Below are 23,674 nucleotides of genomic sequence, written 5' to 3' on the forward strand. Positions count from 1 at the left end.
CTTACCACCCACGCTGCCGTTTCTGTCGGCCGAGCCGCTTGCGGCGGGCCTGCTGGCCACCCACACCGGCCACCCCCACGAAGCGGGCCTCGACGAGGCCGGGCGCGGCTGCCTGGCTGGCCCCGTGTTTGCGGCCGCCGTCATTTTGCCGCCCGATTTCAACCCGCCGTTTCTCAACGATTCCAAGCAGCTCACCGCCCGCCGGCGCGATGCCCTGCGCACGCTCATCTGCGCCGAGGCCGTGGCCTGGGCCGTGGGGGAGGCTTCTACGGCCGAGATAACGGCCATCAATATTGCGCAGGCTAGCTACTTAGCTATGCACCGGGCCGTGGCGGCGCTGGCTTTGCCCGCCGCTCACCTGCTGGTCGATGGCAACCGCTTTCGGCCCTACCCAGGCGTGGCGCACACCTGCGCTGTAGGCGGTGACGGCCGCTTTCGCCACATTGCGGCGGCCTCCATCCTTGCCAAAACCTTCCGCGATGAGCACATGCAGGCGCTGGCGCTCGAATACCCGGCCTACGGCTGGGCGCAAAACGCCGGCTACCCCACCGCCGCGCACCGCGCCGCCATCCGTGAGCATGGCCCCACGCCGCACCACCGCATGAGCTTTCGTTTGTTGTAAATAAATGATAGTCAACAAATTAATTACAAAAAAAGTAATTCCGCTGGATTAGTACTACTTGCCGAAGCGTGAGCAGTACCAATCCAGCGGAATTGCTTTTTATATAATCGACTGATTAGTTATTCTTTAACTTCAGTAAATCTAAAAACAAGCTAAAGCCATCTAGGGTGCCGCCCCCTTCGCCGCCAAACGAGTCGAAGGTAAGGGGCTTGATGATGTAGCCACTGATGCCTAGGTCGGTAGCCCCCGAACGGTCCACGTCGAGGTCGGAAGTGGTCATAATGAACACGTTGAGGTCGCTGAACTCGGGGTCGGCGCGTAGGATTTTGAGCAGCTCCAGGCCGTTGAGGCGGGGCATGTTCAGGTCGAGCATCACCAGGCTGGGGCGACTGATTTTGGGTTCGCCATTTTCGCCGCGCAGCATATTGAGAGCTTCGCGGCCGTTGCGGGCGTGCAGCATGGGTACGGCAATGTTTTGCTTGCGAAGCTCCCGCTGCACATTCATGACGTCCATTTGGTCGTCTTCGACAAGAAGAATGCTGGCTGAATCAGGTGAAGAAAGCGGGGACATGGGTAAACGGAAAAGCAACTTTGGCCAGTATAGGCAGCTCGCCATCTAACGAAAAGTAAGCTGGAAAGGATATGCCCGCTACTTGGCCAGTGCCGCTAGCTGCGCGGCCGGCACGGCCTGCGCAGCGCCCGAATTTTGCGTAGCGGCCGGCTTTTTGGGCCAGGTGAACAAGAACGTGGCGCCTTCGCCCTCGGCCGACTCAACCCAGATGCGGCCGCCCTGCCGCTCCACTATCTTCTTCACGATGGCCAGGCCCACGCCGGTGCTTTCGAGGGCATCGCGCTCTACCAGGGTCTGGAAAATGATGAAAATGCGCTCGTGGTACTCGGGCGCAATGCCGGGGCCATCGTCCTGCACCGAGAAGCGGTAGAAGTTGTCGTTCAGGTCTTCGCAGCCAATGCGGATGGTGCCCGCAGTAGGGTTGTCGTGGTACTTTATGGCGTTGGAAATCAGGTTGCTGAACACCTGGTGCAGCTGCGTGCGGTTGGTGGGCAGCGTGGGCAGGAAAAACGGCAACTCCATAATCATACCATCGGGCAGGCCTACGGTATCGGTGATTTCGCGCAGCAGCTGGCGCACAAATACGGCCTCGTTGGCCTCGGCCACCTTGCCCACCCGCGCCAGGGCCAAGATGCCGGTAATGAGGTTTTCCATGCGGTGCACGCGCTGCCGCATCAGGGCCAGAAACTCGCGGATGTGGGGCGGCAGCGTGTCCTTGCCCATGTCCTCCTCAATCCAGCGCGAGGCGCTTTCAATGCCCCGCAGCGGCGCTTTCAGGTCGTGCGATACCACGTAGGCAAACTGGTCGAGCTCCTGGTTGCGGCCTTCTAACTGGCTGATATTCTGGTCGATGGTGCGCGCCATGGTATTGAGGGCGGTGGTCAGTTCCGTTACCTCATCATGCTCGGTATCAACCAGTTGGGTTTTGTAGTTGCCCTCGGCCAGCTCGCGGGCCATCGAAATCATGCTGCGCAGGCGGCGGGCCAGCAGCCGCACAATGTACACGGCCCACAGCAGGCCAAATACCAGGGCCAGGCCGGTTATCAGGCCCGAGAGCCGCTGGGCCCGCGTAATGCTGTCGGTGAGGCGCTGGCGCTGCGTTTGGCGGTTGGCAAACTCGGTGGCATCAAAATTGGCCATCTGAAACCGGATGGCATCCATGAGCTGCTTGCCTGACATGCCCTCGGCCAGCCGGGCGTGGGGCATGCCGTTGAGGCCTTCCAGCTCGGGGTTGCGGGTGCGGGCGGCGCGTTTCTCGCTCACCATCAGGTGCGTATAGGCGGCCCATTGGGTAAATACGTGCTGGGTGGTATCGAGGCGCTGGCGCTGGAGGGGCTCGTCGGCCAGCTCTTCGCGCAGGGTGCTGAAGCGGTGTAGCAGGTCGCGCTCGCCGGCGTAGTAGGGCTCCAGCATCTGCTCGTTGCCCAGCAGCAAATAGCCCCGGAAGCCGGTTTCCATGTCGATGATGCTGCGCAGCAGCGTGGTGCCATCGGCCGAGGTGCGCTGCGAGGCCTCCACCCGCTGCGAATTGCGCAACACCTGGCCCGCCAAGCGGTAATTGATGACTACTACGGCCGAAAATAAACCCAGCAGCAGTAAAAAACCAGCGAAGAGCTTGGTAGTGAGGTTAATTTTCATGAGTAGCCCGGCGTGCTATCACGCCTGGGCAGTACGCAGTTTGGCTTCCATTGTTTGAAGCAGGGCCAAAATGCTGTCAGCCAGCACCTGCACCTCGCCAAAGCCTGAGAGCGCCTCCTCGGGCCGGCCCGAGAGGCGCAGGTCCATGAGCCGGTTGGCCTGCTGGTGAATGAGGTGGTGCTGGCGGTCGAGCTCCGCCATTTCGGGCAGGTGGCGGTACAGGCCCTGGCGGCGGTCGGCTATCCACTGGCCCAGGGCGCACTGGTCGGGGTCGCGGATGGGCCCCTCATCCTTGCTGTTGCCGTGCAAAAAGGAGCGTAGTCGGGCCTTGAACGAGAAGTGCTTGACTAGGGCAGACTCAAAATCCTGTTTAATAGCTTCGGGGCTCATATCAGCAAAGATAGGCCCGCCCACCCGGCGCATTGTGCGGGTGCGAAGTAGCTTTGTAGCCACCCCGCCCGGCCACCTGGCCGCGCGCCCACCCCCGCCTTTTTCATGGAAGATACCCCGCTCAAAACCGTTGCCTTGCACGCCACCCACCAGCAGCTGGGGGCCAAAATTGTCCCGTTTGCGGGCTACGCCATGCCCGTGCGCTACTCCTCCGACCTCGAGGAACACCACACCGTGCGCCGCGCCGTGGGCATGTTCGACGTGTCGCACATGGGCGAGTTTCGGCTGCGCGGCCCGCAGGCTCTCGACCTCATTCAGCGCACCACCAGCAACGACGCCAGCAAGCTCGTGCCCGGCAAGGCCCAGTACGCTTGCCTGCCCAACGCCACCGGCGGCATCGTGGACGACCTGCTCGTGTACATGCTGGCCGAGGACGATTACTTCTTGGTAGTCAACGCTTCCAACATCGACAAGGACTGGAACTGGCTGCAACAGCACAACACCCAGGGCGTGGAAATGGAGAACGTCTCCGACCGCCTCAGCCTCTTTGCCGTGCAGGGGCCCAAGGCCGCCGCGGCCCTGCGCACCCTCACCAATGTGGACCTCACGGCCATTCCGTACTACAGCTTTGTGCAGGGCGAATTTGCCGGCGCGCCGGGCGTCATCATCTCAGCCACCGGCTACACCGGGGCAGGCGGCTTCGAGCTGTACGTGCCCAACGAGCACGCCGCCCACGTGTGGGAGCAGATTATGACGGCCGGTAAGGAGTTCGGCATCAAGCCGATAGGCCTGGGCGCGCGCGATACCTTGCGCCTCGAAATGGGCTATTGCCTCTACGGCAACGACATCGACGACACCACCTCGCCCCTCGAAGCCGGCCTGGGCTGGATTACCAAGTTCACCAAAGACTTCACCAACAGCGAAGCCCTGAAAGCCCAAAAAGCCGCCGGCGTAACCCGCAAGCTGGTGGGCTTCGTGATGGACGGCCCCGGCGGCCTGCCCCGCAGCCACTACCCGCTGGTAGACGCCGCCGGCGAGCGCATCGGCGAAGTCACCAGCGGCGGTCAGTCGCCCAGCCTCAGCAAGGGCGTGGGCCTGGGCTACGTGAAAACCGAGCTGGCCACCCCCGGCACCCAGATTTTTGTGCAAGTGCGCGGCAAAAACCTGCCCGCTACCGTGGCCAAGCTGCCGTTGGTGCCCGGCACCGAGGAAGCATAGGGCGGCTTGTTTTTGACAGAAAATACCTGAAAATACAGAACGTCATGCTGAGCTTGTCGAAGCATCTCTACCACGCCGCTGGGGTTAGTAACCAAGCGGCGTGGTAGAGATGCTTCGACAAGCTCAGCATGACGTTTTTTTATAAATATCTACTAAACAGTACATTATGAAGCTCGACGTTTGCTTTTCGCCCGACTTATTACCGCTCTATGACCTGCGCGGCCGCGTGGCCGTTATCGTGGATGTGCTGCGCGCCACCAGCACCATCGTGACGGCCCTGGCGCAGGGCGTAACCGAGGTGTTTCCCACCGCCACCCTCGACGAGTGCGCCGCCCTGGGCCGCGACACGGGCTGCATCACGGCCGCCGAGCGCGACGGCATTGCCGCCGCCGGCTTCGACCTCGGCAACTCGCCCTTTGGCTTTCTGGATGGCAAAATTGCGGTGCAGGGCCGCGCCCTGGCCATCAGCACCACCAACGGCACCATGGCGCTGCGCCGCTCGCTGGCCGCCCAGGCCATTGTGTGCGGGGCCTTTCTCAACCTGAGTGCCGTGGCCGACTTCTGCGTGGCGCAGGGCCGCGACGTGCTGGTGGTGTGCGCCGGCTGGAAAGGTAGCTTCTGCCTGGAAGACAGCCTCTTTGGCGGCGCGCTGGCCGAGCGCCTAGCCCCGCTGGGTTTCGACATTGCCTCCTCCGATGCGGCGCTGGCCGCCCTGCACCTCTGGCAAGACGCCAAGCCCACCTGGCCCGAGTACCTGCTGCAATCGGCCGCCGTGCGTCGCCTCAACGCCCTGGAGGCCCACGACGACTTCACGTTTTGCATGCACGTCGATACCCATCCCGAGATACTACCGCTGTGGGACGGCGAGAAGCTGGTGAAGGGGTAGGGGGCAACGCTTTTTCAACGCGGCGCGTTATATTTGTAACACGAGCAAAAAGAAAGGCACCGGCCTCCCGGCCGGTGCCCATCCCAACTACCGGAGGAAATGAGCGATGAGGTAGAAGCCGATAGCTTTTGCCGCACCTTTCAAAATCTCCAGCAAAACTGGCTTACACCATTTTTGCAGTAGTTTGTTCGCGTTGTCCCGTGTCATGAGTATGATGTTGGGTTGTGTCCGAACCCCGCATCGAAACCCCGGCCGCGCCAACGGTCGGGGTTTCCTCTTTTCAGAGGCTACCGCCTGGCCATTGGGGACTACCTAAACGCGCTTAGCGTAAAGGTAGATGGTGGCTATTGACGCGCCTGGCCCCATTGGGCTTCGACATTGCCTCTTCCGATGCGGTGCTGGCCGCCCTGCACCTCTGGCAAGACGCCAAGCCCACCTGGCCCGAGTACCTGCTGCAATCGGCCGCCGTGCGCCGCCTCAACGCCCTGGAGGCCCACGACGACTTCACGTTTTGCATGCACGTCGATACCCATCCCGAGATACTACCGCTGTGGGACGGCGAGAAGCTGGTGAAGGGGTAGGACGTTTTACGTGTTGTAAATGGCCGCTCAAGCAAGCTCTAAAACGTGATATTAAATTGCCCTTGGCTAATCACTATGGCACGTATTCCTTCAACTCGGAAAGCAAAGGTGCCCGCCGCTATCCCGGCTTGCTTATCGAACTGCGTAAGGGTAATATCCCCAATGGGCACTGCCGAAACGGGAGTTAAATAGCGGTCGAAATCGCCTGATAAGAAGCCGCCTCTAAAGTAACGGTATACGCCAACCGGGCCGTATGCCCACGGTCCGACCGGATAAATACCTGCTCCCATAAATGGTGCTGCGAGTGGGTCAACGGTAGGAACGCCCAATTGCATTTCGCTCACATCCTTAGGGGCCGCGGCCGGTATAGCATTTCCTCTTAAGTAAAAGCCGTCGCTAAAGTTGCCACTGAATTGCGTCGCTACTTGTTTTTCTCCCTGAAGCACCCATGTCATGGTACCGCGAACAGTGCCATCATGGGTTAGGCGTGGCAGCTTGGCCTGGGTACTTTGGCCCGCTACGACCGTCACAGGTACAATCAACGGATTAAAAGAGGCGGGTATTAAGTCAAACGTAAGATTATAAGAGCCAGCTGGTATGGTTGCGAAAGAGACAAGGCCAGTAGTGGGGTCTGGTGTGGCAGTGTAGCTATGGCCGTCTGTTGCGGTGGCAGTCACGAGTTTCGCAATACCGAGCGGAATAATTGTCGTTGTCAGTGTACCGTATGGTGCTACCTCACGTCCACAGCCACTAACCAAAAGGCCGACAACAAAGCCCAAGGCTACGAAGAATGAACGAGTATGTAAAATAGCATTCATTGGCATGTGAGCAAAAGATGGAAGAGTAACTGTTATTGCAAATAACAATATGGCCTTGCAAGATAACGCTACAAGCTATTTTCAGGTCTAGTTTAATCGCCGAATAGACTTCGCTTTTCTTCCGCTGCTGCGCAATGCGCATGGCAGTTTCCAGCATATGCGGCTCCCAGGTTTCCAGCTGCCACTCGGTAGCAGCCAGGGCCGAGGCGCGGAGCTGCCGCTGCGCTTCCGCAAAGGAGGGGGCGCTTGGTTACCGGCCCGCCCGGCAGCCGCAGTATTTTGTGCGGGGCGGGCGCTTGGCGGCGGGCTTATGGAGGCGGCAGGCGGCCAGGGTGACCCCGGCTAGCGGGCGGCGTGAGAAAAACCTGGTGTATTCTGTCGTAATAATTTGCTAAGTAATAACTTAACCGGATGATGCGTTATTCCCACTCATCGGCTTGCAGGTTGAGGCGGGCGGCGTCACCCTCGTACATGAAGTAGGAAGGAATGGGCAGGTCGGGGCCGCTGGCGGCGGTCCAGCAGGCCGTAAACCAGTCGTCGAGCAGGTCGCGCACGGCTTCGTCTTCCCGAAACGCGCTTTGTAGCCGGGTGCCGTGCTGCTGGTCGTGGGCGGCCAGCTCGCGCAGGTAGTCGCCAAAGCCCTCGAATAGTAGCGAGTCGCCGGGGGCCAGCTCGGTATCGTCGGCCCGGCGGGCGTAGCGCATCAGGGCGTGGTCGAGGCCAAAGAGGTACTCGAACAGGAAGTGGTCGGCGGCCGGGTAGGCGGCAAAAAAGGTGCGGAGCCGCGCCGTCACCTCGTCGCGCTGGGCAGCCAGTCGGGTATTCACTACTTCTTTAAAATCAGCTTGTTGCATACTAAATTGGGGTTGGATGCTACCAGGGCGACCCGGCAGAATGAGGGAAGGTTCGGTAAAAAGCCGGGGTGCCCGCTAGCGTTGGGGCCGGCCCCGGTGGGCGGGCCGCCGGGGGCCGCGCCCGGTGCGGTGGGCCGCGGGAGCGGGGTGCCTGGCCGGGGGCTGAGGCCGCTGCGCCAGCTCGTAGCCGCCGCCCGGCCGGGCCCGCCAATACAGTTGGTCGAAGGGCGCGGCGGTGCCGGTGGTATCAGTGCGGGCGGTATCTGTGCCAGTGGGCAGGTTGAAGCGGCGGTATTGGCTGGTAAGCAGGCTCTTACAATCTGCCACGCCGGGGCCGCCGCCGGCCGCCTGATAGGCCCGCGCCACCCACTCCCGGTCGGGCGACCAGCGCAGCGACTGAAGTCTAAGCATTGCTCCATCTAACTCGGGCAGGCCCGTGGGGGTAGCCCCGTCAATTTGGGGCAGTGAGAAATAATGCGCGGGTGTCGCCAGGTCGATGAAGCGGGACGACCGGGGGCCGCCCTCCACATTGGTGAGGGAAGGCAGCAGCAGGCCCCGGCCATCGGGGGTAAGCGTGAGGGCCGGCTGGTCGTATTCGCGCCGCAGGGGGTCGGTTAAGTCGCAGCGGCCCAGCACGTATGTGCGCGAGCCGGTGGCCGTGGCCCGCAGCAAGTACAGCTCGTAGCACGTGGCGTTGACCGAGTCGGGGGCCAGGCGGCCCAGCAGCAGCCCCCCCTCCGGCAACGCCTGCAACCAGTGGAAGCGCGGCCGCCCGGCGGGCTGCGCCGCTCCGGCCGGCTTGGGGCCCTCGGCCGCCTGCGCGGCCTGGCCGGGCACGCCGGGCAGGGGCAGCAGCTTGCCATCGTAATACAAGGTGTAATCCAGGGCATCGTGGCGCGCGCTCCACAGCGAGGTAGACCAGATTAAGCCGGGCAGCAGCGTCCGCGAGGAGGTGCCGGTGGCCCGCACCTCAAACGGCGGGTAGCGGTGGCGCTCGTCGACGGGGTCCTTTTGGGTGCAGGCGCTCAGCAGCAGCATTGGGCTCAGCAGCAGCGGGTATAGCTTCATGGGGTATTAAAAATGGGGGTAACCCGTGCGCAAACTCATGGCCCGGACGCGTGGAGTCGCGCCGCAATATTCTCCGCATTACGTCTACCAAAAAACGTTTTTGCGCCTAAATTATAAGCAGCCTGACCGTCAGAAGCCAATGGCCTGGTAGCCGCCGGCCTACTTGCGCACTAGGCGGTAGGTGCCGCCGGCCGGCTGCCAGCGCAGCTCGGGGTAGAGGGTGGCCGTGTTGGCGGCGTGCGGGTCGGGAAGCACTTGCAAGTCGTGGTGCCGGCCGGTGCGGCGGTCGGTGGTTTCGGCCAGCTCCTTATCCCTGTACGGTATGGCTTCGCGGCGGGCGAAAGCGCGGGCCACCTGCCGGTGGTCGGGCGACCAGGCCACGGCCACCGGCTCCAGGATTTTGCCATCGGCTTGGGTGGGGGCGGCGGGCAGGGGCGTGAAGGTGGCCGGGGCCTGCAAATCGACGAAGCGGAAGGGCGGCTTTTCGGGCTTGTCGGAAAAATCGGGCGCGGCGATGAGCAGACCCAGCGTGTCGAGCGTGAGCCAGGTGCGCGGCTGGGGGCGGGTGAGCGGGTCGTCCATCGGGCAGCGGCCCAGCCCTTGCAGATGCAGCCGGCCGGCCGGGGCTTCCAGCAAATACAGGTGGTGGATGCAGGGGTTGGCCAAGCCATCGCGGGGCAGCAGGCCCAGCAGCAGCCGGCCGCCCGGCACCTGCTGCCACCAGTTGAAGCGCGGGTACAGCGTGTCGCCGATGCCACTCATTTGCAAAGGCTTGCCGTGGTAATACACGCTGGCCGTGGTAAACTGCTCGCGCGCCCCCCATACCGCCTGCGACGAGTGCCCGCTCACGCGCAGCGCAAACGGCGGGTAGGGCGTGAGGTAGTCAATGGGCTTTTCCTCCATGCAGGCCGTGAGGGCCAGCAGGCTGGCGCAGGCAAGAAGGCGGGTTTTCATGGATAATTGGGGAATGGCATGGGGCGGCACAAGGGGGCTGGCAATGGGTTTTCAAGACTTCACCGCTACGCCCTGGGCTTGCAGCAGGGCCAGCACATCGGCCTCGGTGGCGGGCGGCGGCAAGCGGCGCAGGTCGAGATAGTAGCAGGCGGCTTCGGTGATATAGCGCAGCAGCCAGGGGCCCAGCAGCCGGGCGTGCAGCAGCCCCGCCCAGCGGCTTTCGATAGCGCTGAGCTGGCTTTGCCCGCACAGGCCCGCGGGGCGCAGCTCGAAGCGGGCTGCGCAGGGCTGGCGTGCGGGCGTAGGCGCGGCGCAGCGGCCGGCGCGCAAAGGCCACAAATACCCCAATCACCAGGATGGCCGCCGTGTAGTAATCGGTGAGCGCATGGTGGGTAAGCACGTCGTGCCCCACGAAGCCCGCTACAAGGGTCAGCCACAGGGCCACCGCCCAGCCGGCCAGGCGGGTGCGGCCGCGCTGCCGCCACAGGCGGTATGGCAGGGCCACGTAGTCGGCCTCGGTGGGGGCAGTGCCGTCGATGATGAGTGGGTAGGAAGCCATGCGTGCAAAGTTGGTAGTGATACGGGGTTTTAGGATTGATAATCAATAAAATACCGGGCCTGTAAACCCTTTGTATACGCGCGTTTACTGCGGCTATTCTACGGTGTGCGTAACCTTGAGTGGCGGTGGTGCCACCTTGTTCTCCCCCTTTCATCCTCCCTTCTCCCATGGGCCTGCTCGACTTCGCCAAGTACCTCTTCAACGAGATTCCGATTGACTACCAGGGGCCGGAAACCGGCTACTACTTGGTGCCAAACTACAGCCAGTTTACTTACAGCAGCGTGCGCGGCGACTTCCGCCTGCTGCCGCTGGCCGACGGCTGCTTTGCCGCCTGCTGGCAGGATTTTATCCAGGTGCGCGATGCCGGCGGCCGCCCGCTGTGGCGCGCCAACGACACCGGCCATACCGTGGCCGCCAGCCCCGACGGCCGCCAGCTGCTCGCCTTCGGGGCCGATACCCGGCTGCTCACGCGCTTCGACGCCCGCACCGGCCAGGTGCTGGCCAGCGCCCCGCTGCCCGAGCTGCCGGCCGCCACCGGCAATGACGAGGACGATACCGACACCGTGCCCGGCTGGTCCGAGCAATTCATCTGGCTGCCCGATGGTGGCCCGGTGGCCGTGCTGCTGCGCGCCGGCGTGGGGCTGCTGGCCCCCGGCGGGGCCCGCTGGCAGGCCTACTACCACGGCTTCATGCCCCCGCAGGAATACCCCACCAACCTCGTGGGCCTGGTGTGGCAGCCGGCCCGCCCGCTTGAGCTGCTGGTGCAGGGCGACGGCCACACCGTGGTGCTGGACCTGGGCAGCGGGCGCGTGCTGCGGCAGGCAGCCCATGAGGCCTCGGGGCTGCTGCCCGGCCCACGCGGCCGGCAGCCTTTGCTTTACCACTACAACCCCGAAGGCTTTGTGCTGCTCGACCCGGCCACCCTGGCCGTGGCCAAGCGCTACCCCTTCGCGGGCCTGGAGGGCGTGCAAACCGAGGCCGAAAGCCAGCACCGGCAAAGCAGCACCCGCTGGGAAAAGCGGGCCGTGCTCAGCCCCAGCGGCAAGTACCTGCTGGCCGCCGACCACTCGGGCCTGGTCTGGCTCTTCGATGCCCAAAGCGGCTACCAGCTGCGCATTTTTCGCCGCGAGCTGATTAACCACGCCTACGACCTGCTGTGGCTCGACGAAAAGCAGTTCCTGGCCCTCACCAACCGGGGCCACGTCGTGAAAATAGATATCACGCAGCTCGACGGTATTTTCGACATCCCCGACTTCACTCCCGCGGACGATGCCCGCCACCTGCCCGACGGCGGCGGCGAGGCCTCCATGCGCATCGCCAGCACCGACGAGCAGGTGCTGGCCGCCCTCGACACGCTGGCCACCACCCCCGATGCCGCCGCCTACGCGGCCGCCTGGGAAGTTATCCATTTGGCTAGTAAAAAGTTAAATTGGCAGGCCCACCTCACGCCGGCCCGCCTCGATGGGGCCATGCGCCGCTACACCTGGATGCTGCCGGGCACCGGCTTCGCCGGCCTGGCCCTGTTTGCCGAGATGCGGCAGGCGCTGCTGGCCGTGCAGTACCACCTGCCTACGGCCCCGGTGGCCCCGGTGCTGGCCCTGCACGACAGCGTATTTGGCCCCCAGGTCACGTTTCAGACGCTGGAAACCGAGTCGAGCCGCGAAGAAATCGGGGGCCAGCTCCAAAGCGCCTACCAGCAGCTACGGTGGGCCCTCACCGATGCCCAGGCCGAGGACGTGGAAACCGGTGCCCCGTTCATCCTCTCCGACCACTTCGCGCAGTACGAGCGCCGCTGCGAAGCCACCGATGCCTTCCTGGACCTGACAACGGGCGGCTACTCCTGGGAAGCACACAACGTGCTGGAGCGCGCCTTTCCGCAGCTGGCTGGCTACTACGCCCAGCGGCTGGCTACCTACCCGGCCCCGGTGCAGCGCCAGCTGCTCGGGCCCGTGCGCTGGCACGACGACCCCACCGCCCAGGCCCTGCTGCGCCAGCTGGCCGCCACCTCGCCCCACCCCGATATCCGCGCCTTTGCCCGCCAGGCGCTGAGCGAGGCGGGGGCGTAGGCGTGCTGCCCTCCCCGGCACGAAACCAAGCCCCCACTCATCATTTTGCGTTGCCACATGGGCCTGTTTGATTTTGCTAAGTCCTTCTTAAAAGCGCCTCCCCGCCACCACCTGGAGCCGGCCCCCGCCGCCCGCACCCCGGCCGAGGTGCGGGCCGCCCTCGACACGCTGGCCACCGCCCCCGATGTCGCCACCTACGGGGCCGCCTGGCAACCCATCTATGAGGCCCCGGCCGATTTTGACTGGGCCGCCGCCCTCACCCCGGCCCGCCTCGACGGGGTAATGCGCCAGCGCGTCTGGATGCTGCCCGGCGCGGGCTTTGCCGAAGTGGGGACCGCCTTTGGCCACCTGCGCCAGCGGCTGCTGGCCGTGCAGCGGGCGCTGCCGGCCGCACCCGTGGCCCCGGCGCTGGCCCTGCACGACCGCGTGTTTGGCCCCAACCCCGATTTTGAGGACCTGCAAGCAGGCACGGTCGTCCACGAAATCGAGCGGCGGCTGGAGCAAGCCTACGATACCCTCCTCAACTGGCTGCGGCCGCCCAAGCCCACCGCGGCGCAAGACCCCGTCATAGTTGTTGAAACAACTGATTTTCAAGAATTTATTTCAATAAAAAACGAAGCTTTTTACTTGGTTTCACTCCTCGAAGACTACTACAGCGCGGCTATCTACCACGTGCTGCCGCAGGCATTTCCGCACCTGGCCGGGCACTTTGCCCAGCGCCTGGCCACCTCCCCGGCGGCCGGGCAGCGCCGCCTGCTCACGGTGGCGTACCTCAGCCCTGACCCCACCTTGCAGGCGCTGCTGCGCGAGCTGGCCGCCGCCTCGCCCCACCCGGATATTCGCCTGCTGGCCAGCGAGCTACTCACTGGTAAAGCTTCCTGATTCGCCCCATAGCCAACGGTTTTCTTCTAATGCCTGACTTACTCCTGAACCCCGCCCTGCACGACCCCGCCGCCAACCCTGGCCCCGATGCCGACTGGCACGTGGTGCCCGACGACTACCCCCTGCTCAACCCGTGGCTACTGACCGACTGCTGCGGCCTGCTGCCGCTGGCCGATGGGGCATGGGTGGCGTATTGGCCCCACCTGCTGGGCGTGTACGAAGCCGATGGGCAGTTTCGGGCGCAGTACCCGGCCGGCACGGCGGTGGCCGCCAGCCCCGACGGCCAGCAGCTGCTGGCCTGCGACCCCGATTCGTTTGAGCTGCTCGTGCTGAAAACCAGCACCCTAGAGGAGTTGGAGGCGTTTGGGCTGCCCGCGCCGGCCGCTGCCAACCCCCTGCGGCTGTGGTGGCTGCCCGGCAACCGCCTGCTGGTGCTCACGGCCGGCGAGCTGGGCGTGCTCACCCCCGGCCGGCAGTGGCAGTGGCGCTGGCCGGCCCCGGGCAGCACCGCGCATACCGCCGACAGCGCGGCGTGGTTGCCCACGCACCCCGGCCAGGTGCTGGTGGCCGACCGCGCCCGCGGCCGGCTGGTGGCCCTGGACCTGGCCACCGGCCGCGAGCGGGCCAGCCGCGCCGCCAGCTCCCCCACGCTGCCCAACCCCGCCGCGCCGCTGCTGGTGCTCGACAACCTGCACCTGACCCTGGTCGACCCCCTTACCCTGGTCGCGCAGTGGCACCTGACGCTGGGCGGCACGCCCGGCGTGCGCTTCGCCAGCGAGCACGCCCGCGCGCAGGGCGGGGCGCAGTGGCCCCTGCGCGGCTGGCCCAGCCCCGATGGCCGCTGGCTGCTGGCCGCCGATGTGTCGGCCCAGCTTTGGCTGCTCGACCCCACCGGGCAGGTGCCGCCCCGGGCCATTCGCCGCGCGGTGGTCGATATGGCCTTCGCGGCCGGCTGGCGCACGCCGCACCGGGTGCTGGTGCTCGGCAACCAGGGCCGCGCCCACCTGCTCGACCTCACCCAACCCGCCCCCGTGTGGCAGGCCGATACCCTGCGGCCCGCCGAAGCGGCTGACTATCAGCTCGACCCGCCGGCCCCCGTGCCCGCCCCCGCGGCCCTGGCCGCCGCCCTGCACGCGCTGGCCACCACCCGTAGCCCCGCCGCCTTTGCCGCAGCCCGCGCCGCCGTGGCGGCGGCCCGCGCCGCTACCGACTGGCCGGGCCTGCTGCCGGGCCCCGCGCTGCTGGCCGCCGGCCTGCGCCACTACCTGTGGTACCGGCCCGAAAGCGGCTTCGACCTGGCCCCCTTTGGCGAGCTGCGGCGGCAGCTGGCTCAGGCGCAGCCCCACTTGCCCGGTGCGCCCGTGGCGGTGGCGCTGGCCGCTCACGACCAGCTGTTTACCGCCTTTGTCGGCCCGCCTGTGGACTACCCCAGCCAGTATATGTACCGGGTGGCCGATGCCCTGGGCGCGGTGCAGGATTACCTGCTCGACCACCCCGCCACGCCCGATGCGGCCACCGGCCGGCCGTTTGGGGCCGGGCCGCAGGGGGCCAGCCTGCACGCCGCTACCGAAGCCGCCCAGCAGTGCTTGTACTGCTTTATGGGAGCTGCCGAGGACTACGCCCTGCTGCCGCTGCTGGCCGCCGCCACTACCCGGTTTCCGGCTGATTTTCAGCAGCTTGTGCTAGCCCTCACGCCCGGCGAACAGCTGCGCCTGCTCGATGTGCTCGATTTTTCGGGCGTGCCGGCGCTGTTGCGGGTGCTGGCCGCGCTGCCCGACGAAGCCGTGCAGCGCCAGGCGCAGGAACTGCTGCAAGCAATGGCCGACGAAAACATTGACAGTTAACTACTTAATTTATCAGCCATTAGCTTTAGCTGCTAGCTATTAGCTTCTGAATTGATTAACAAGGTGTTGTTGCCTACTCAATATACGTTTGCTTTTGGCCCATTACTTAAACTCATCGCTTTCTGTCTGTCATGCAAACCATCACCCGCTTGTTTTCCGCTGCCGAGGGCCCCGGCGTGGCCCTGCTCTCCGACGAGCTGCCGCCGCTGTGGCTGCCCACCGGCCGCCTCGTGGCCTGCGACCCCGCCGCCCACGCCGCACCGCTGCCCTTTGCGCACGCGGTGGCCCCCGGGGCCTACCCGGTGTTCGTGCACCGGGCGCCCGACTACGACTACGCGCTGGCCTACGCCGAGCTGCGGGTGCGCCCGGCCCCGGCCGTGCGCTGGGAAATGGCGCTCACGGCCGGGCAGGACGCGGCCACCCTCGGCCCCGAGGAGCTGTTCGGCTACCCGGTTGATACCGGCCTGGGCTGCTTTCTGGATGCGCAGACGCTGGTGCTGCTGCCCGCCCACGAGGCCGCGCTGGCGGCCCGGCTGGGGGTCCGCTCCGCCAACTATTATGACCATTTTCTGGCCCCGGCCTTGTCCCGCGCTGCGCCGGGCCGCCGGGCGGCTACCCTGCCGCTCTACCCCGGCGAGCCCGCCAACCTGGCCGTGTTCGAGGCGGGCGAGGGCGATGGCTACTACGCCACCTACGTGGGCCTCGATGCCGCCGGCCAGCCCGTGCGCTTCGTCACCGAGTTTCTCGACGTGGATGAGATTTGGGAAGATTAATTACTTGACAGGCAAAAATTTATGAAATTAGGTCATTTCGTAGCTCTGTGCTGCTTCCTGCTGGCCCTGGTGTTTGCGGGCGTTTTTTACTGGGATGTGCAGGACGGGACCTTCAGCCTGCGACTGCTGTACCTGCCCATCATGTGCGGTAGCATGGCAGTGGTATTTCTGCTGTTTCCGGGCGGCCCGTTCACTTTTCGCGAGGCTGCTACCGGCCCCGCTGGCCTCGGCGGCTGGCTGGATACCATTCCGCGCTTGCACCGGCGGGCGTGGGTGGCGGCGGCGGGCGTGGCCATCTACCTGTCGATAGGAGCCAGCGACCTCTTGGAAGGCAAGCCCTTCTTCACGCTGGGCACCCAGCTGCTGTACCTGTTCGTGGCCTTCGTGCTGTGGTTGATTTTCCGCAAACGGTTTCGCGGGCTTTGGGGCTGAGCTGCGGCACTTGGGTTACAACATGCTTTCTGTCAATAATTTATAGCCTGACTAATGTTTTTTGTTCAAGGCACTGGCTCGTCCGTTATCGGCACCTATGAGCTGGCGGGCGTGCGCTGCGCCAACTGCAACGCGCCGGGGGCCATGGCCGTCACCGTGTTTTCACGCTACGCGCACCTGTTCTGGATTCCGCTTTTTCCCTTCCCAGGACTTATGCAGGGGCGTGTGCGAGATAAAGTTCCCGCTGAGTTACGCGGAGGTAAAACGCGGAGGTTCGCTGAGCTTGCTTGCCGAACTTAGCGAACCTCCGCGTTTTACCTCCGCGTAACTCAGCGGGAAAGCTATCGTGCGTAAGTCCTGCCTTCCAGAAGAGAGCCGTGAGCCTGTGCGCCCGCTGCGGGCAGGCACTGGAGCAGCACCAGTGGCCGCCCGCCTACCAGGAGCCGGGCCAGGCCCTGAAGCGGCAGGCGCGCCTGCCGCTCACCAACTTCGCGGGCCTGCTCCTCATCGCGCTGCTCCTGCTCTGGGGCTGGTCGAAAAAGCGGCACTAGGCCGGCGTTATTCGCTTAATAACTACTTAAAAATCAAAAATATGCCTCCTGTCACTCTCGCCGCCGCCTTTGCCGAAATCCAGCAGTTCTGGCCCACGGGCTTGCCCTTTACCTTTGGGCACGGCGGGGCGGCGGCCCGGCTCGCCGCCGAATTTGGCCAGCCCCTGCCCGCCGAGCTGGCCACTTACCTCGACACCGTGGCCCCCGCCCACGACGTGCAGCTGGAGGCCGTGGGTAACCCCCTGCGCCTGTATGGCCTGCCCAGCCTAGGGTCCCGGCAGCCCGGCTACAGCTGGAACCCCGTGACCCGGCAGCCTCTGCCCGACTGGCCGGCCACATATTTCCTGCTCGCCGACGTGGGGGCCGACCCCGTGGTGCTCGACTTGGCGCAGCCCGCCGCCGGCATCCAGCAGCTCCAGCACGGGGCGGGCAGCTGGGAGTTTGGCGACACCCTGGCCGACACCCTGGGGCAGTGGCTGCTGTGCAGCGCGGCCCTGCACCACGCCCTGCAAGCCTTTGAGGAAGAGTCGGTTATCGACGATTACAACGGCTTCAACCTGGCCCCCAAGGCCGCCGCCTGGCTATTTCCGCGGCTGAAAAGCTGGGCCGGCGACTGCCCGCCGCATACCAGAACAATATGCCTGCTTCTGCACCACTACTTCACGCGGGCTTTGAGTAAATATGATTATTAATTACTGATGTTACGCAGTGAGCATCGCCCACTGTGGTCGCCTCACCCCCTAGCCCCCTCTCCGAAAAGGAGAGGGGGGGACTAGCTTTAATCTATAGCGCTAAAAATTAGTAATTTAGGCTAAATACTAAGACTAGTCTTCCCTCTCCTTTTCGGAGAGGGGGTTAGGGGGTGAGGCGAACGTCAGAACGACACGGCTGCGTAACATCAGTTAATTAAACAGCTATAAAATAGCATGTTACAGAGTTTCAGGTACTACCACCCTCTCCGCGCGCCACCAGCCGCACCAGCAGGTGCGGGTTGTCGCGCAATTGGGCCTGAAATTCAGGCAGGTGGGCTACGCTGAGGCGGTCGGCGGCGACGGGTGAGGCGGCCAGGGCAGCGCGGTGGGAATCTGCAAGCAGCGTGGGGTGGCCCAGCTGGAGCAACAGGCGCAGGGCGCGGTCGGTGGTGGCGGCGTGTTGCAGCAGCTGGGCGGCGACGGCCGGGGTGTAACCCTGGCGCAGCACCAGGTTGCGGTGCAGCGTGCGGTCGGGCTGGGCTTGCTCGCAGGCCCGGAGGTGGGCCAGCGCGGCGGGCGGGGTGGCGGGGTGGGCGGCCACGGGGTATTGGGTGGTTTGGCGCTCGTCGTGGGCCAGGGTAGCCAGCAGCGCGGGCGGGCATTGGGGGTGCAGCGCCACCAGGGCGCAGGCTTGCCAGTGGCCGGTGGCCGCCCGCTGGGCCAGCAGCTCGGGCGGGAAAAGGGGGTTGCGCAGGGCGGCAGTCGACACGGCGTGCTCCAGGTCGGTGGCCAGGGCGGCCAGGGTGGCGGGGGGCGTGGCGGGGTTGGCGGCGGCGTGGGCGCGGGTTTCCGGCTCGGGGGCGGCGGCCAGGGCGGCGAGCACGGTGGGCGGGGTGGCGGGGTTGGCGGCCAGGGCCTCGCGCAGTGTCGCGGTGGCCCCGGCGGCCAGGGCAGCCAGCTGGGCGGGCGTGGCGTGGGGGCTGGCCGCCGCCCCGGCCCGCACCAGCTGGGCGGCATCGCGCAGCAGGCGGGGCAGCTCGGCGGGGGGCAGGGCCGGGTGGGCGGCGGCCAGCTGGCGGAAGCGGGCAAGCTTCGAGTGGGCGGCCTCGGCCAGCAGCGCGGGAGGCGTGAGGGGACGGGCGAGGGCCTGGGCCAGGTGGTTGCGCAGGTAGGAGAGCCGGTCTTTCAGGCCGGGGGCTTGCAGCAGCAGGCGCAGGCCGGGCACGGTTAGGCCGGGGTTTTGGCTGGCTTTGGCCCGCAGCCATTCGTTGGGGTGGGTGAGCAGGGCGGCCAGCACGGGGGCCGGCAATTGGGGGTGCTGGGCGGCGGCATCGGAAGCCACCCGGCTGGGCGTGGCCGGGTAGGGCCGCTGCACCAGCGCAGCCAGCAGGGCGGGCGGCGCGGCGGGGTTTTGGGCCAAGCCCTGCAACACGGCTTCGCTCGCGTCGGTGGCCAGGGCTTCGAGCAGGCTGGCCGGCGCGGCCGGGTTGCGGGCCACGGCGGCGCGCACCGTCGGCTGCTCGCTGGCTGCCAGCCGGAGCAGCACGGCGGCCGGGGTGCCGGGGTGGGCCGCCAGCGGCCCGCGCAGCAGCTCTGGCACGGCCGCCGCCCCGCCCGCCGGCGGCGCGGCCAGTACCTGCCGCCCCAGCTGCGCCACCAGAGCCGGGTCGTGGGCTATGCGCTCGGCTAATAGGCTGTCCAGCTGTTTTTTATAGAGCAATAGCTTGTCTATGGTTGCCGCCGGCCAGCCACCGGGCGCGGCCCCGAGTAGCGCCAGCTCGGCGCTGGCGTACTGCACTTCGTGCTCCTGGGGCAGGCCCAGCTGCAAGCTGGCAGCGATGGCGGTGGGCACCTCGGCGGGGGGCAGGGCGGCCAGCGGGTGCTGGTAGGCGGCATCGCGCACGGCGGGGTCGGCATCGTGGAGGGCGGTGGCGAGCGCGGTGGCCCCCAGCGCCGGCAGGCAGGCGGCGGCGGCCCGCACGGCGGCGCTTTTGTGGGGCGTGGCGGCAGCCAGCAGCGCGGGCGGCGCGGTGGCCGGGCCGTCGGCCAGCGCCCCCAGCAGGGCCAGCAGCGCCTTTTCGGGCAGCTCGCTGAACCAGGCGGGGTTTTCGAGCAGCAGCAGGGGCAGCACGGGGTTGGCCAGCGCCTGGGCGGGGTAGCGGGCGGCCAGCCGGGCCAGCTCCTGGGCCGGGGTATCGGGGTTAGCGGTTTTGGAGGGAGGCATGGGGGAAGTTATGTTGTGGGAGGTTGTCCTTCACGTGCGCCTCATCCCCTAGCCCCTTCTCCGAAAAGGAGAAGGGGCTAGGGGATGAGGCGCACGTAGAGGTCAAAACGCAAAAGCCCCATTACTCCACCACCACGCGCTTGCCCAGCGCGGCGTAGGCGGGGTCGGTAGCAAAAACGGGGTCGAGGTGCGCCGCTTGGAGCATGGGTAGCAGCAGCAGGGGGCTGAGGTCGGGGAGGGCGAAATCGTCGGGTAGGGAGCAGAGGTAAATGGTTTCGAGGTTGGGGCAGTGCTCGATGCCGGCCAGGCTGGTGAGCTGCAGCTCGTCGCCTTCGCCATCAAAAAAGGGCATTACCTGGAACATGATGGTGTGGTTAGGGGTGCCGAACTCGAACCCCAGCACCTTCACCTGGCCCAGCAGGGTGGGGGTGAGGGGAATTTGGGCGAAGTAGGCCAGGGCTTCCGGAATGGGGGCGTAGCCCGCTGCCTCCACGTCGATTTTGCGGCCGGGGTAGGTTTCGGCAAACGCCCGCACGTCGAACCTGGGGCCCAGCAGCTCCTGCTCGTACATGAGCGCGCGGATGATGCCCAGGTGCAGCACAGGGTTGTCGAGGATGACGGCATCGGGGGGCGGCGGGGGGCAGCTCGGGCAGCGGCGCGGGGTGCTCGATGGCGTGCAGCAGCGCGGCCAGCCGGGCGGCCTCGGGGGTGGGGCGGGCCTGGGCGTGCAGGGCCTCCAGCACGGCCCGGCGGGCGGGCTGCCGCCGAAAAAAACAGCGCCGGGGCCAGCTGCTTAACGTATTTGCCGGTCTGCGCGTCCTCCACCTCCACGTACAAAACGGCCTCGCGCAGCAGCAGGTCGAAAGCGGCATCGGTCCAGGTAGGGGCGGCTTTGGCCAGGGCCTTGGCGAAGGGTTGGAGGCCGGCCGGGCTTTCCTGGTGCAGGGCCTGGTGGGCCCAGCGCAGCACGGCCCGGCGGGCGCGGGCGCGGGCGGGGTAGGGCCCCAGGGCCTCGCCCACCAGGGCGGCCAGGCGCTGGGGAGTGCGGGGCGCTTTTTGGAGCACCGGATACCCCCCCGTGCCGCCGTAGAGGCCATCGCGGCGCAGCACGGCGGGCAGCTCGTCGGCCAGGGCGGCGGCGATGGCCTTCCCCTGGTCGGGCAGGAAGCAGTAGAGCGTCCAGTTTACTTTCAAAAACCAGGTAATCAGCTCCTCCAGCAGCCGGGGCAGCGGTACATCGGTGTAGGCTGGCACGGGCGCGTCGGGGCCCACCGGCAGGGGCTGGGGCGCGGGCAGGGTGGCCGTCACGGCCCGGATGGCCAGCAGCCAGTCGGGCAGGCGGCGCTCGATGGCCTGGGCGGCGGCCCCGGCGCGGCGGCTCCTGATGGTATCGCCCGCCTTGTTCAGCCATTCGCTAAGCGCTTCATTATCAGCGGGCAGAGCGGTGGCCACCCGCGCAAAGAGCACGCCCAGCCACAGGTCGTAGGCCTCGGCCTCGCCCAGCTGGCGGGTGAGGTCGTCGAGCACGGGTTCGGTGGGGGCGGGCAGCCGGGCGGCCGAGTAGCCGGGTAGGGCCGCCAGGCGGGCGAGCAGGGCAGTATTCATGGCGGTGCGGGGCAAGGAGAAGGCGTAAAGCTGACGTCAGTTAGCGGGGCGGGTGGGGCCGGTGGCGGTGAGGGCCAGCCGGCGGGCCTGCGCCCGCGCCAGGGCCGCCTGGGTGAGGGCGGCCAGGGCGGCCGCGGTGGCCAGCTCGGCCAGCAGCGCCAGCAGGCCCAGGCGGTTGGGCGATGCGGCGTAGCTGTCGAGGGTTTCGCTGGGTGACCGGGTTTCGTCTGGTAGCTCTCTGATATGCAACTGCTTGAGTAATTCGGCCAGCTGGGGCTGGGTGAGCCGGCCCAGGTAGTAGCGCAGGTGCGGCAGGGCCGGCCCGAGCAGGGCCTCCATCGGCGCTTCGGCCAGCCAGGCCGCCAGGGGGTACCCCCAGTAGTAGTCGGGGTCGGGGTGGGTAAAGATGTCGTGCAGCAGGCGCGGCACCTCCTCGGCGGCCTGGGGGTGCGCGGCCAGCTGGCGCAGGTGCTGGCTGTCGCCCGGCCGCACCCGCAGCAGCCGGGGCAACACCGGCCACATGGCTTCCCGCGTGGGGCCGGGCAGCTGCATTTCCAGGGCCACTATCAGTAGCTGAATAGCCCGCAGCTAAACGACTGGCTGGCCAGCACTTCCAACCACAGCACGCGGGCGCGGCGGGCCTGGGTGGCCTCGGCCCAGTCGGTGGCGGCCAGGCGCTGGGCCAGCCACTGCCGAAACTGCCGCGCTGGGGCCAGCTGCGCCGGGGTGAGGGCGGCCGGGTCGGCAGCCTGCGGGTTGGCAATGCCCACTTCAGTGAAGCACAGCTGTTGAAACCGGCGGTTTACTTCAGCTATGGCTTCCTCTTGCCGTCGGCACCGGGCAAGGTCTTCATTACCAGGGTATTTAGGGCGTGCATCTTCTCCTGCCAGCCGGTGGTAGCCCAGGCTTTCACAAAGCGCATCCAGCCTGGCTGCAAATAAATTATCGAGCGTAGGAGTCATGCGTAGGGCTTGGGAGAAGGATGCGGGTTGGAGGTGGGGCTGCCCAATAAAACGTGCCGACTCGGCGGCCAGGTAGTGCGGCGCGCATTGTAACGCGGTAAACACGCCGTCGCGGCAGTCAATAGCATAGAAAAATGCTTTGTAAAGACTAATAAGTATTTGATAATAAGATAGCTAATTTAAATAGGGCAAGTTTATTGGGGCCTCGCCCCGCGCTACGAGGCGCACCAGCAGGTGCGGGTCGTGGCGCAGCTGGGCCTGATACTCGGGCAAATGTGCCACGGCCAGGCGGTGGGCCGGCAGGGGCGAGGCGGCCAGCGCGGCGCGGTGGGCGGCGGTGAGGGCCTCGGGCAGCAGCAGTTGCAGCAGAAAGCAGGCTGTGGGGTGGCTATCAGCCATAGCGCGCAGTACCACCTGGCGGCCGGTTTCGCTGTGCAGCAGCCCCCGGCGGTTGTCGCACGAAGCACCTTTGAGCAGGGCGGGCAGGGCCTCGGCGGGCAGGCGCGGATGCCGCAGGGCCAGCTGGCGCACCTGCTTAGCCGGGTGCGCCAGCAGCCGGGCCACCTCGGCGGGCGCGGTGGCGGGGTCGGCGGCGGCGGCGAGGGCGGCTTGCAGGGCGGGCCGGCGGGGGGCTGCTGCCGCCCCAGCGGGTGCAGGTGGACGGCTTAGTGCGTTGATGGCCAGCGATTCAGCTAGATGACTCGTATCCAAGCCAATCGCCGTGAACTGCGCCACCAGCGGTTGCAGCAAGGCCAGCCGTTGCGCGGGCGGCAGGTCGAAGCGGTGGGCTACCCGGTGGGCGTACTCGTAGTGGCGGGCCATGCACACTGCTTGCGCCGCCCGCGGGTACCACGGCAGCCGGCCCGGCGGCACCACGCCCGGCACCCCCAGCAGCTCCTCGTAGAGGTGCGGGGCATACGCGGGCAGTTCCTTCAGCTCGGTGGCAAAACCGGTGTCGAGGGTGACCCGCAGGGCGGCCGGCCAGTCGGGGGGCGGGGGCGCATCGGGGCGAAACGTGGCGGCGTTGGCCACCCGCGCGTCGGGCGACTGCCGCAGCTGCGCGGCCCCGGCGGGCGGCAGCTGCGGGTGGCCGGCCAGCAGCAGCAGCGTCAGCGCATCGGGCTGGTCCTGAGCTGCTTGCAATAGTGCCGGGGCCACGGTGGCCGGGGCGGGCGGCACGCGCAGCAAGGCCCGCAGTGCCGGCCGCGGCAGGCCGGCAAACCAATCGGGTTGCGCTAGCAGCAGCAGGGGCAGTACGGGGTTGGCTAGCACCTCGGCGGGGTATTTGGCGGCCCGCCGGGCGAGCCGGGCGGCGGAGGTAGCAGGGTGGGCGGCGGCCAAGGCCAACGCCGCAGCTTCGGCCGCCACAGGAACTTTCGCAGACATAGAAAGGGAGAAAAAGCAGGCGATGGGTAATGCGTGATGGTAAGCAAAAATGCAGCTGGCGGCGACGGAAACGAGGTTTTTTCAGCGGATAACCACTC

Annotated in this window: 24 protein-coding genes; 11 read left to right on the plus strand and 13 right to left on the minus strand. The window is 66.4% G+C overall.

Features of this window, described 5'->3' with window-relative positions:
• Window positions 1-49 precede the first annotated feature (49 nt).
• Window positions 50-622 carry a ribonuclease HII gene (locus ACYVGC_RS13795; RefSeq protein ID WP_460584515.1) on the plus strand — a complete coding sequence of 191 codons (573 nt, stop codon included), beginning with the start codon at window positions 50-52 and terminating at the stop codon, window positions 620-622.
• A gap of 115 nt (window positions 623-737) precedes the next feature.
• On the opposite strand, the gene ACYVGC_RS13800 is transcribed toward ACYVGC_RS13795, so the two are convergent.
• The 3 genes from ACYVGC_RS13800 to ACYVGC_RS13810 all read right to left on the minus strand — a co-directional run bounded on the left by ACYVGC_RS13800 (window position 738) and on the right by ACYVGC_RS13810 (window position 3,221).
• Window positions 738-1,193, minus strand: a complete 456-nt coding sequence (locus tag ACYVGC_RS13800) for a response regulator (protein ID WP_460584418.1) — start codon at window positions 1,191-1,193, stop codon at window positions 738-740.
• A 78-nt stretch (window positions 1,194-1,271) separates the two neighbouring features.
• A complete protein-coding gene (locus tag ACYVGC_RS13805) occupies window positions 1,272-2,831 on the minus strand; it encodes a sensor histidine kinase (RefSeq protein WP_460584419.1) in 1,560 nt (519 codons plus the stop codon).
• Between the two features lie 18 nt (window positions 2,832-2,849).
• Window positions 2,850-3,221, minus strand: coding sequence for a CZB domain-containing protein (locus ACYVGC_RS13810; RefSeq protein WP_460584420.1), 372 nt, complete (start codon window positions 3,219-3,221; stop codon window positions 2,850-2,852).
• A 105-nt stretch (window positions 3,222-3,326) separates the two neighbouring features.
• On the opposite strand from ACYVGC_RS13810, the gene gcvT reads away from it, so the two are divergent.
• The 3 genes from gcvT to ACYVGC_RS13825 all read left to right on the plus strand — a co-directional run bounded on the left by gcvT (window position 3,327) and on the right by ACYVGC_RS13825 (window position 5,906).
• Window positions 3,327-4,439, plus strand: coding sequence for a glycine cleavage system aminomethyltransferase GcvT (gcvT, locus tag ACYVGC_RS13815; RefSeq protein ID WP_460584421.1), 1,113 nt, complete (start codon window positions 3,327-3,329; stop codon window positions 4,437-4,439).
• 166 nt (window positions 4,440-4,605) lie between these two features.
• Window positions 4,606-5,325 carry a 2-phosphosulfolactate phosphatase gene (locus tag ACYVGC_RS13820; protein WP_460584422.1) on the plus strand — a complete coding sequence of 240 codons (720 nt, stop codon included), beginning with the start codon at window positions 4,606-4,608 and terminating at the stop codon, window positions 5,323-5,325.
• 347 nt (window positions 5,326-5,672) lie between these two features.
• A complete protein-coding gene (locus ACYVGC_RS13825; RefSeq protein ID WP_460584423.1) occupies window positions 5,673-5,906 on the plus strand; it encodes a 2-phosphosulfolactate phosphatase in 234 nt (77 codons plus the stop codon).
• Window positions 5,907-5,944: 38 nt separating this feature from the next.
• Here the strand turns inward: ACYVGC_RS13825 and ACYVGC_RS13830 are convergent, their stop codons facing one another.
• The 5 genes from ACYVGC_RS13830 to ACYVGC_RS13850 all read right to left on the minus strand — a co-directional run bounded on the left by ACYVGC_RS13830 (window position 5,945) and on the right by ACYVGC_RS13850 (window position 9,939).
• Window positions 5,945-6,724, minus strand: a complete 780-nt coding sequence (locus ACYVGC_RS13830) for a hypothetical protein (protein ID WP_460584424.1) — start codon at window positions 6,722-6,724, stop codon at window positions 5,945-5,947.
• Window positions 6,725-7,143: 419 nt separating this feature from the next.
• Window positions 7,144-7,578: a hypothetical protein gene (locus ACYVGC_RS13835; protein WP_460584425.1), complete on the minus strand. Its 435-nt coding sequence runs from the start codon at window positions 7,576-7,578 to the stop codon at window positions 7,144-7,146.
• A 75-nt stretch (window positions 7,579-7,653) separates the two neighbouring features.
• Window positions 7,654-8,646, minus strand: a complete 993-nt coding sequence (locus ACYVGC_RS13840) for a hypothetical protein (protein WP_460584426.1) — start codon at window positions 8,644-8,646, stop codon at window positions 7,654-7,656.
• 159 nt (window positions 8,647-8,805) lie between these two features.
• Window positions 8,806-9,600, minus strand: coding sequence for a hypothetical protein (locus ACYVGC_RS13845; RefSeq protein WP_460584427.1), 795 nt, complete (start codon window positions 9,598-9,600; stop codon window positions 8,806-8,808).
• A gap of 51 nt (window positions 9,601-9,651) precedes the next feature.
• Window positions 9,652-9,939, minus strand: coding sequence for a hypothetical protein (locus ACYVGC_RS13850; protein WP_460584428.1), 288 nt, complete (start codon window positions 9,937-9,939; stop codon window positions 9,652-9,654).
• A gap of 387 nt (window positions 9,940-10,326) precedes the next feature.
• On the opposite strand from ACYVGC_RS13850, the gene ACYVGC_RS13855 reads away from it, so the two are divergent.
• The 7 genes from ACYVGC_RS13855 (at window position 10,327) to ACYVGC_RS13885 (ending at window position 17,399) form a co-directional block, all read left to right on the plus strand.
• A complete protein-coding gene (locus ACYVGC_RS13855) occupies window positions 10,327-12,225 on the plus strand; it encodes a hypothetical protein (RefSeq protein WP_460584429.1) in 1,899 nt (632 codons plus the stop codon).
• Window positions 12,226-12,282: 57 nt separating this feature from the next.
• Window positions 12,283-13,107, plus strand: a complete 825-nt coding sequence (locus tag ACYVGC_RS13860) for a hypothetical protein (protein ID WP_460584430.1) — start codon at window positions 12,283-12,285, stop codon at window positions 13,105-13,107.
• Between the two features lie 29 nt (window positions 13,108-13,136).
• Complete coding sequence (locus ACYVGC_RS13865; RefSeq protein ID WP_460584431.1) at window positions 13,137-14,951, plus strand: hypothetical protein; 1,815 nt, start codon at window positions 13,137-13,139, stop codon at window positions 14,949-14,951.
• A gap of 131 nt (window positions 14,952-15,082) precedes the next feature.
• Window positions 15,083-15,724, plus strand: coding sequence for a DUF4241 domain-containing protein (locus ACYVGC_RS13870; RefSeq protein WP_460584432.1), 642 nt, complete (start codon window positions 15,083-15,085; stop codon window positions 15,722-15,724).
• A 21-nt stretch (window positions 15,725-15,745) separates the two neighbouring features.
• Window positions 15,746-16,156 carry a hypothetical protein gene (locus ACYVGC_RS13875; protein WP_460584433.1) on the plus strand — a complete coding sequence of 137 codons (411 nt, stop codon included), beginning with the start codon at window positions 15,746-15,748 and terminating at the stop codon, window positions 16,154-16,156.
• Window positions 16,157-16,533: 377 nt separating this feature from the next.
• Window positions 16,534-16,707 carry a hypothetical protein gene (locus ACYVGC_RS13880; RefSeq protein WP_460584434.1) on the plus strand — a complete coding sequence of 58 codons (174 nt, stop codon included), beginning with the start codon at window positions 16,534-16,536 and terminating at the stop codon, window positions 16,705-16,707.
• Window positions 16,708-16,748: 41 nt separating this feature from the next.
• Window positions 16,749-17,399, plus strand: coding sequence for a hypothetical protein (locus tag ACYVGC_RS13885; protein WP_460584435.1), 651 nt, complete (start codon window positions 16,749-16,751; stop codon window positions 17,397-17,399).
• Window positions 17,400-17,646: 247 nt separating this feature from the next.
• Here the strand turns inward: ACYVGC_RS13885 and ACYVGC_RS13890 are convergent, their stop codons facing one another.
• The 5 genes from ACYVGC_RS13890 to ACYVGC_RS13910 form a co-directional block, all read right to left on the minus strand.
• The gene (locus tag ACYVGC_RS13890) at window positions 17,647-19,623 is read right to left on the minus strand and encodes a variant leucine-rich repeat-containing protein (RefSeq protein ID WP_460584436.1); all 1,977 of its coding nucleotides are present in this window, start codon (window positions 19,621-19,623) and stop codon (window positions 17,647-17,649) included.
• A gap of 121 nt (window positions 19,624-19,744) precedes the next feature.
• Entirely contained in the window at window positions 19,745-20,194 is a 450-nt protein-coding gene (locus ACYVGC_RS13895) for a DUF6892 domain-containing protein (protein ID WP_460584437.1), read from the minus strand.
• 1,070 nt (window positions 20,195-21,264) lie between these two features.
• Window positions 21,265-21,792, minus strand: coding sequence for a hypothetical protein (locus tag ACYVGC_RS13900; protein WP_460584438.1), 528 nt, complete (start codon window positions 21,790-21,792; stop codon window positions 21,265-21,267).
• A gap of 2 nt (window positions 21,793-21,794) precedes the next feature.
• Window positions 21,795-22,190 carry a hypothetical protein gene (locus ACYVGC_RS13905; protein WP_460584439.1) on the minus strand — a complete coding sequence of 132 codons (396 nt, stop codon included), beginning with the start codon at window positions 22,188-22,190 and terminating at the stop codon, window positions 21,795-21,797.
• Between the two features lie 174 nt (window positions 22,191-22,364).
• Window positions 22,365-23,576 carry a hypothetical protein gene (locus ACYVGC_RS13910; RefSeq protein WP_460584440.1) on the minus strand — a complete coding sequence of 404 codons (1,212 nt, stop codon included), beginning with the start codon at window positions 23,574-23,576 and terminating at the stop codon, window positions 22,365-22,367.
• Between the last annotated feature and the right edge of the window lie 98 nt (window positions 23,577-23,674).

It is taken from the genome of Hymenobacter arcticus, from assembly GCF_054779975.1.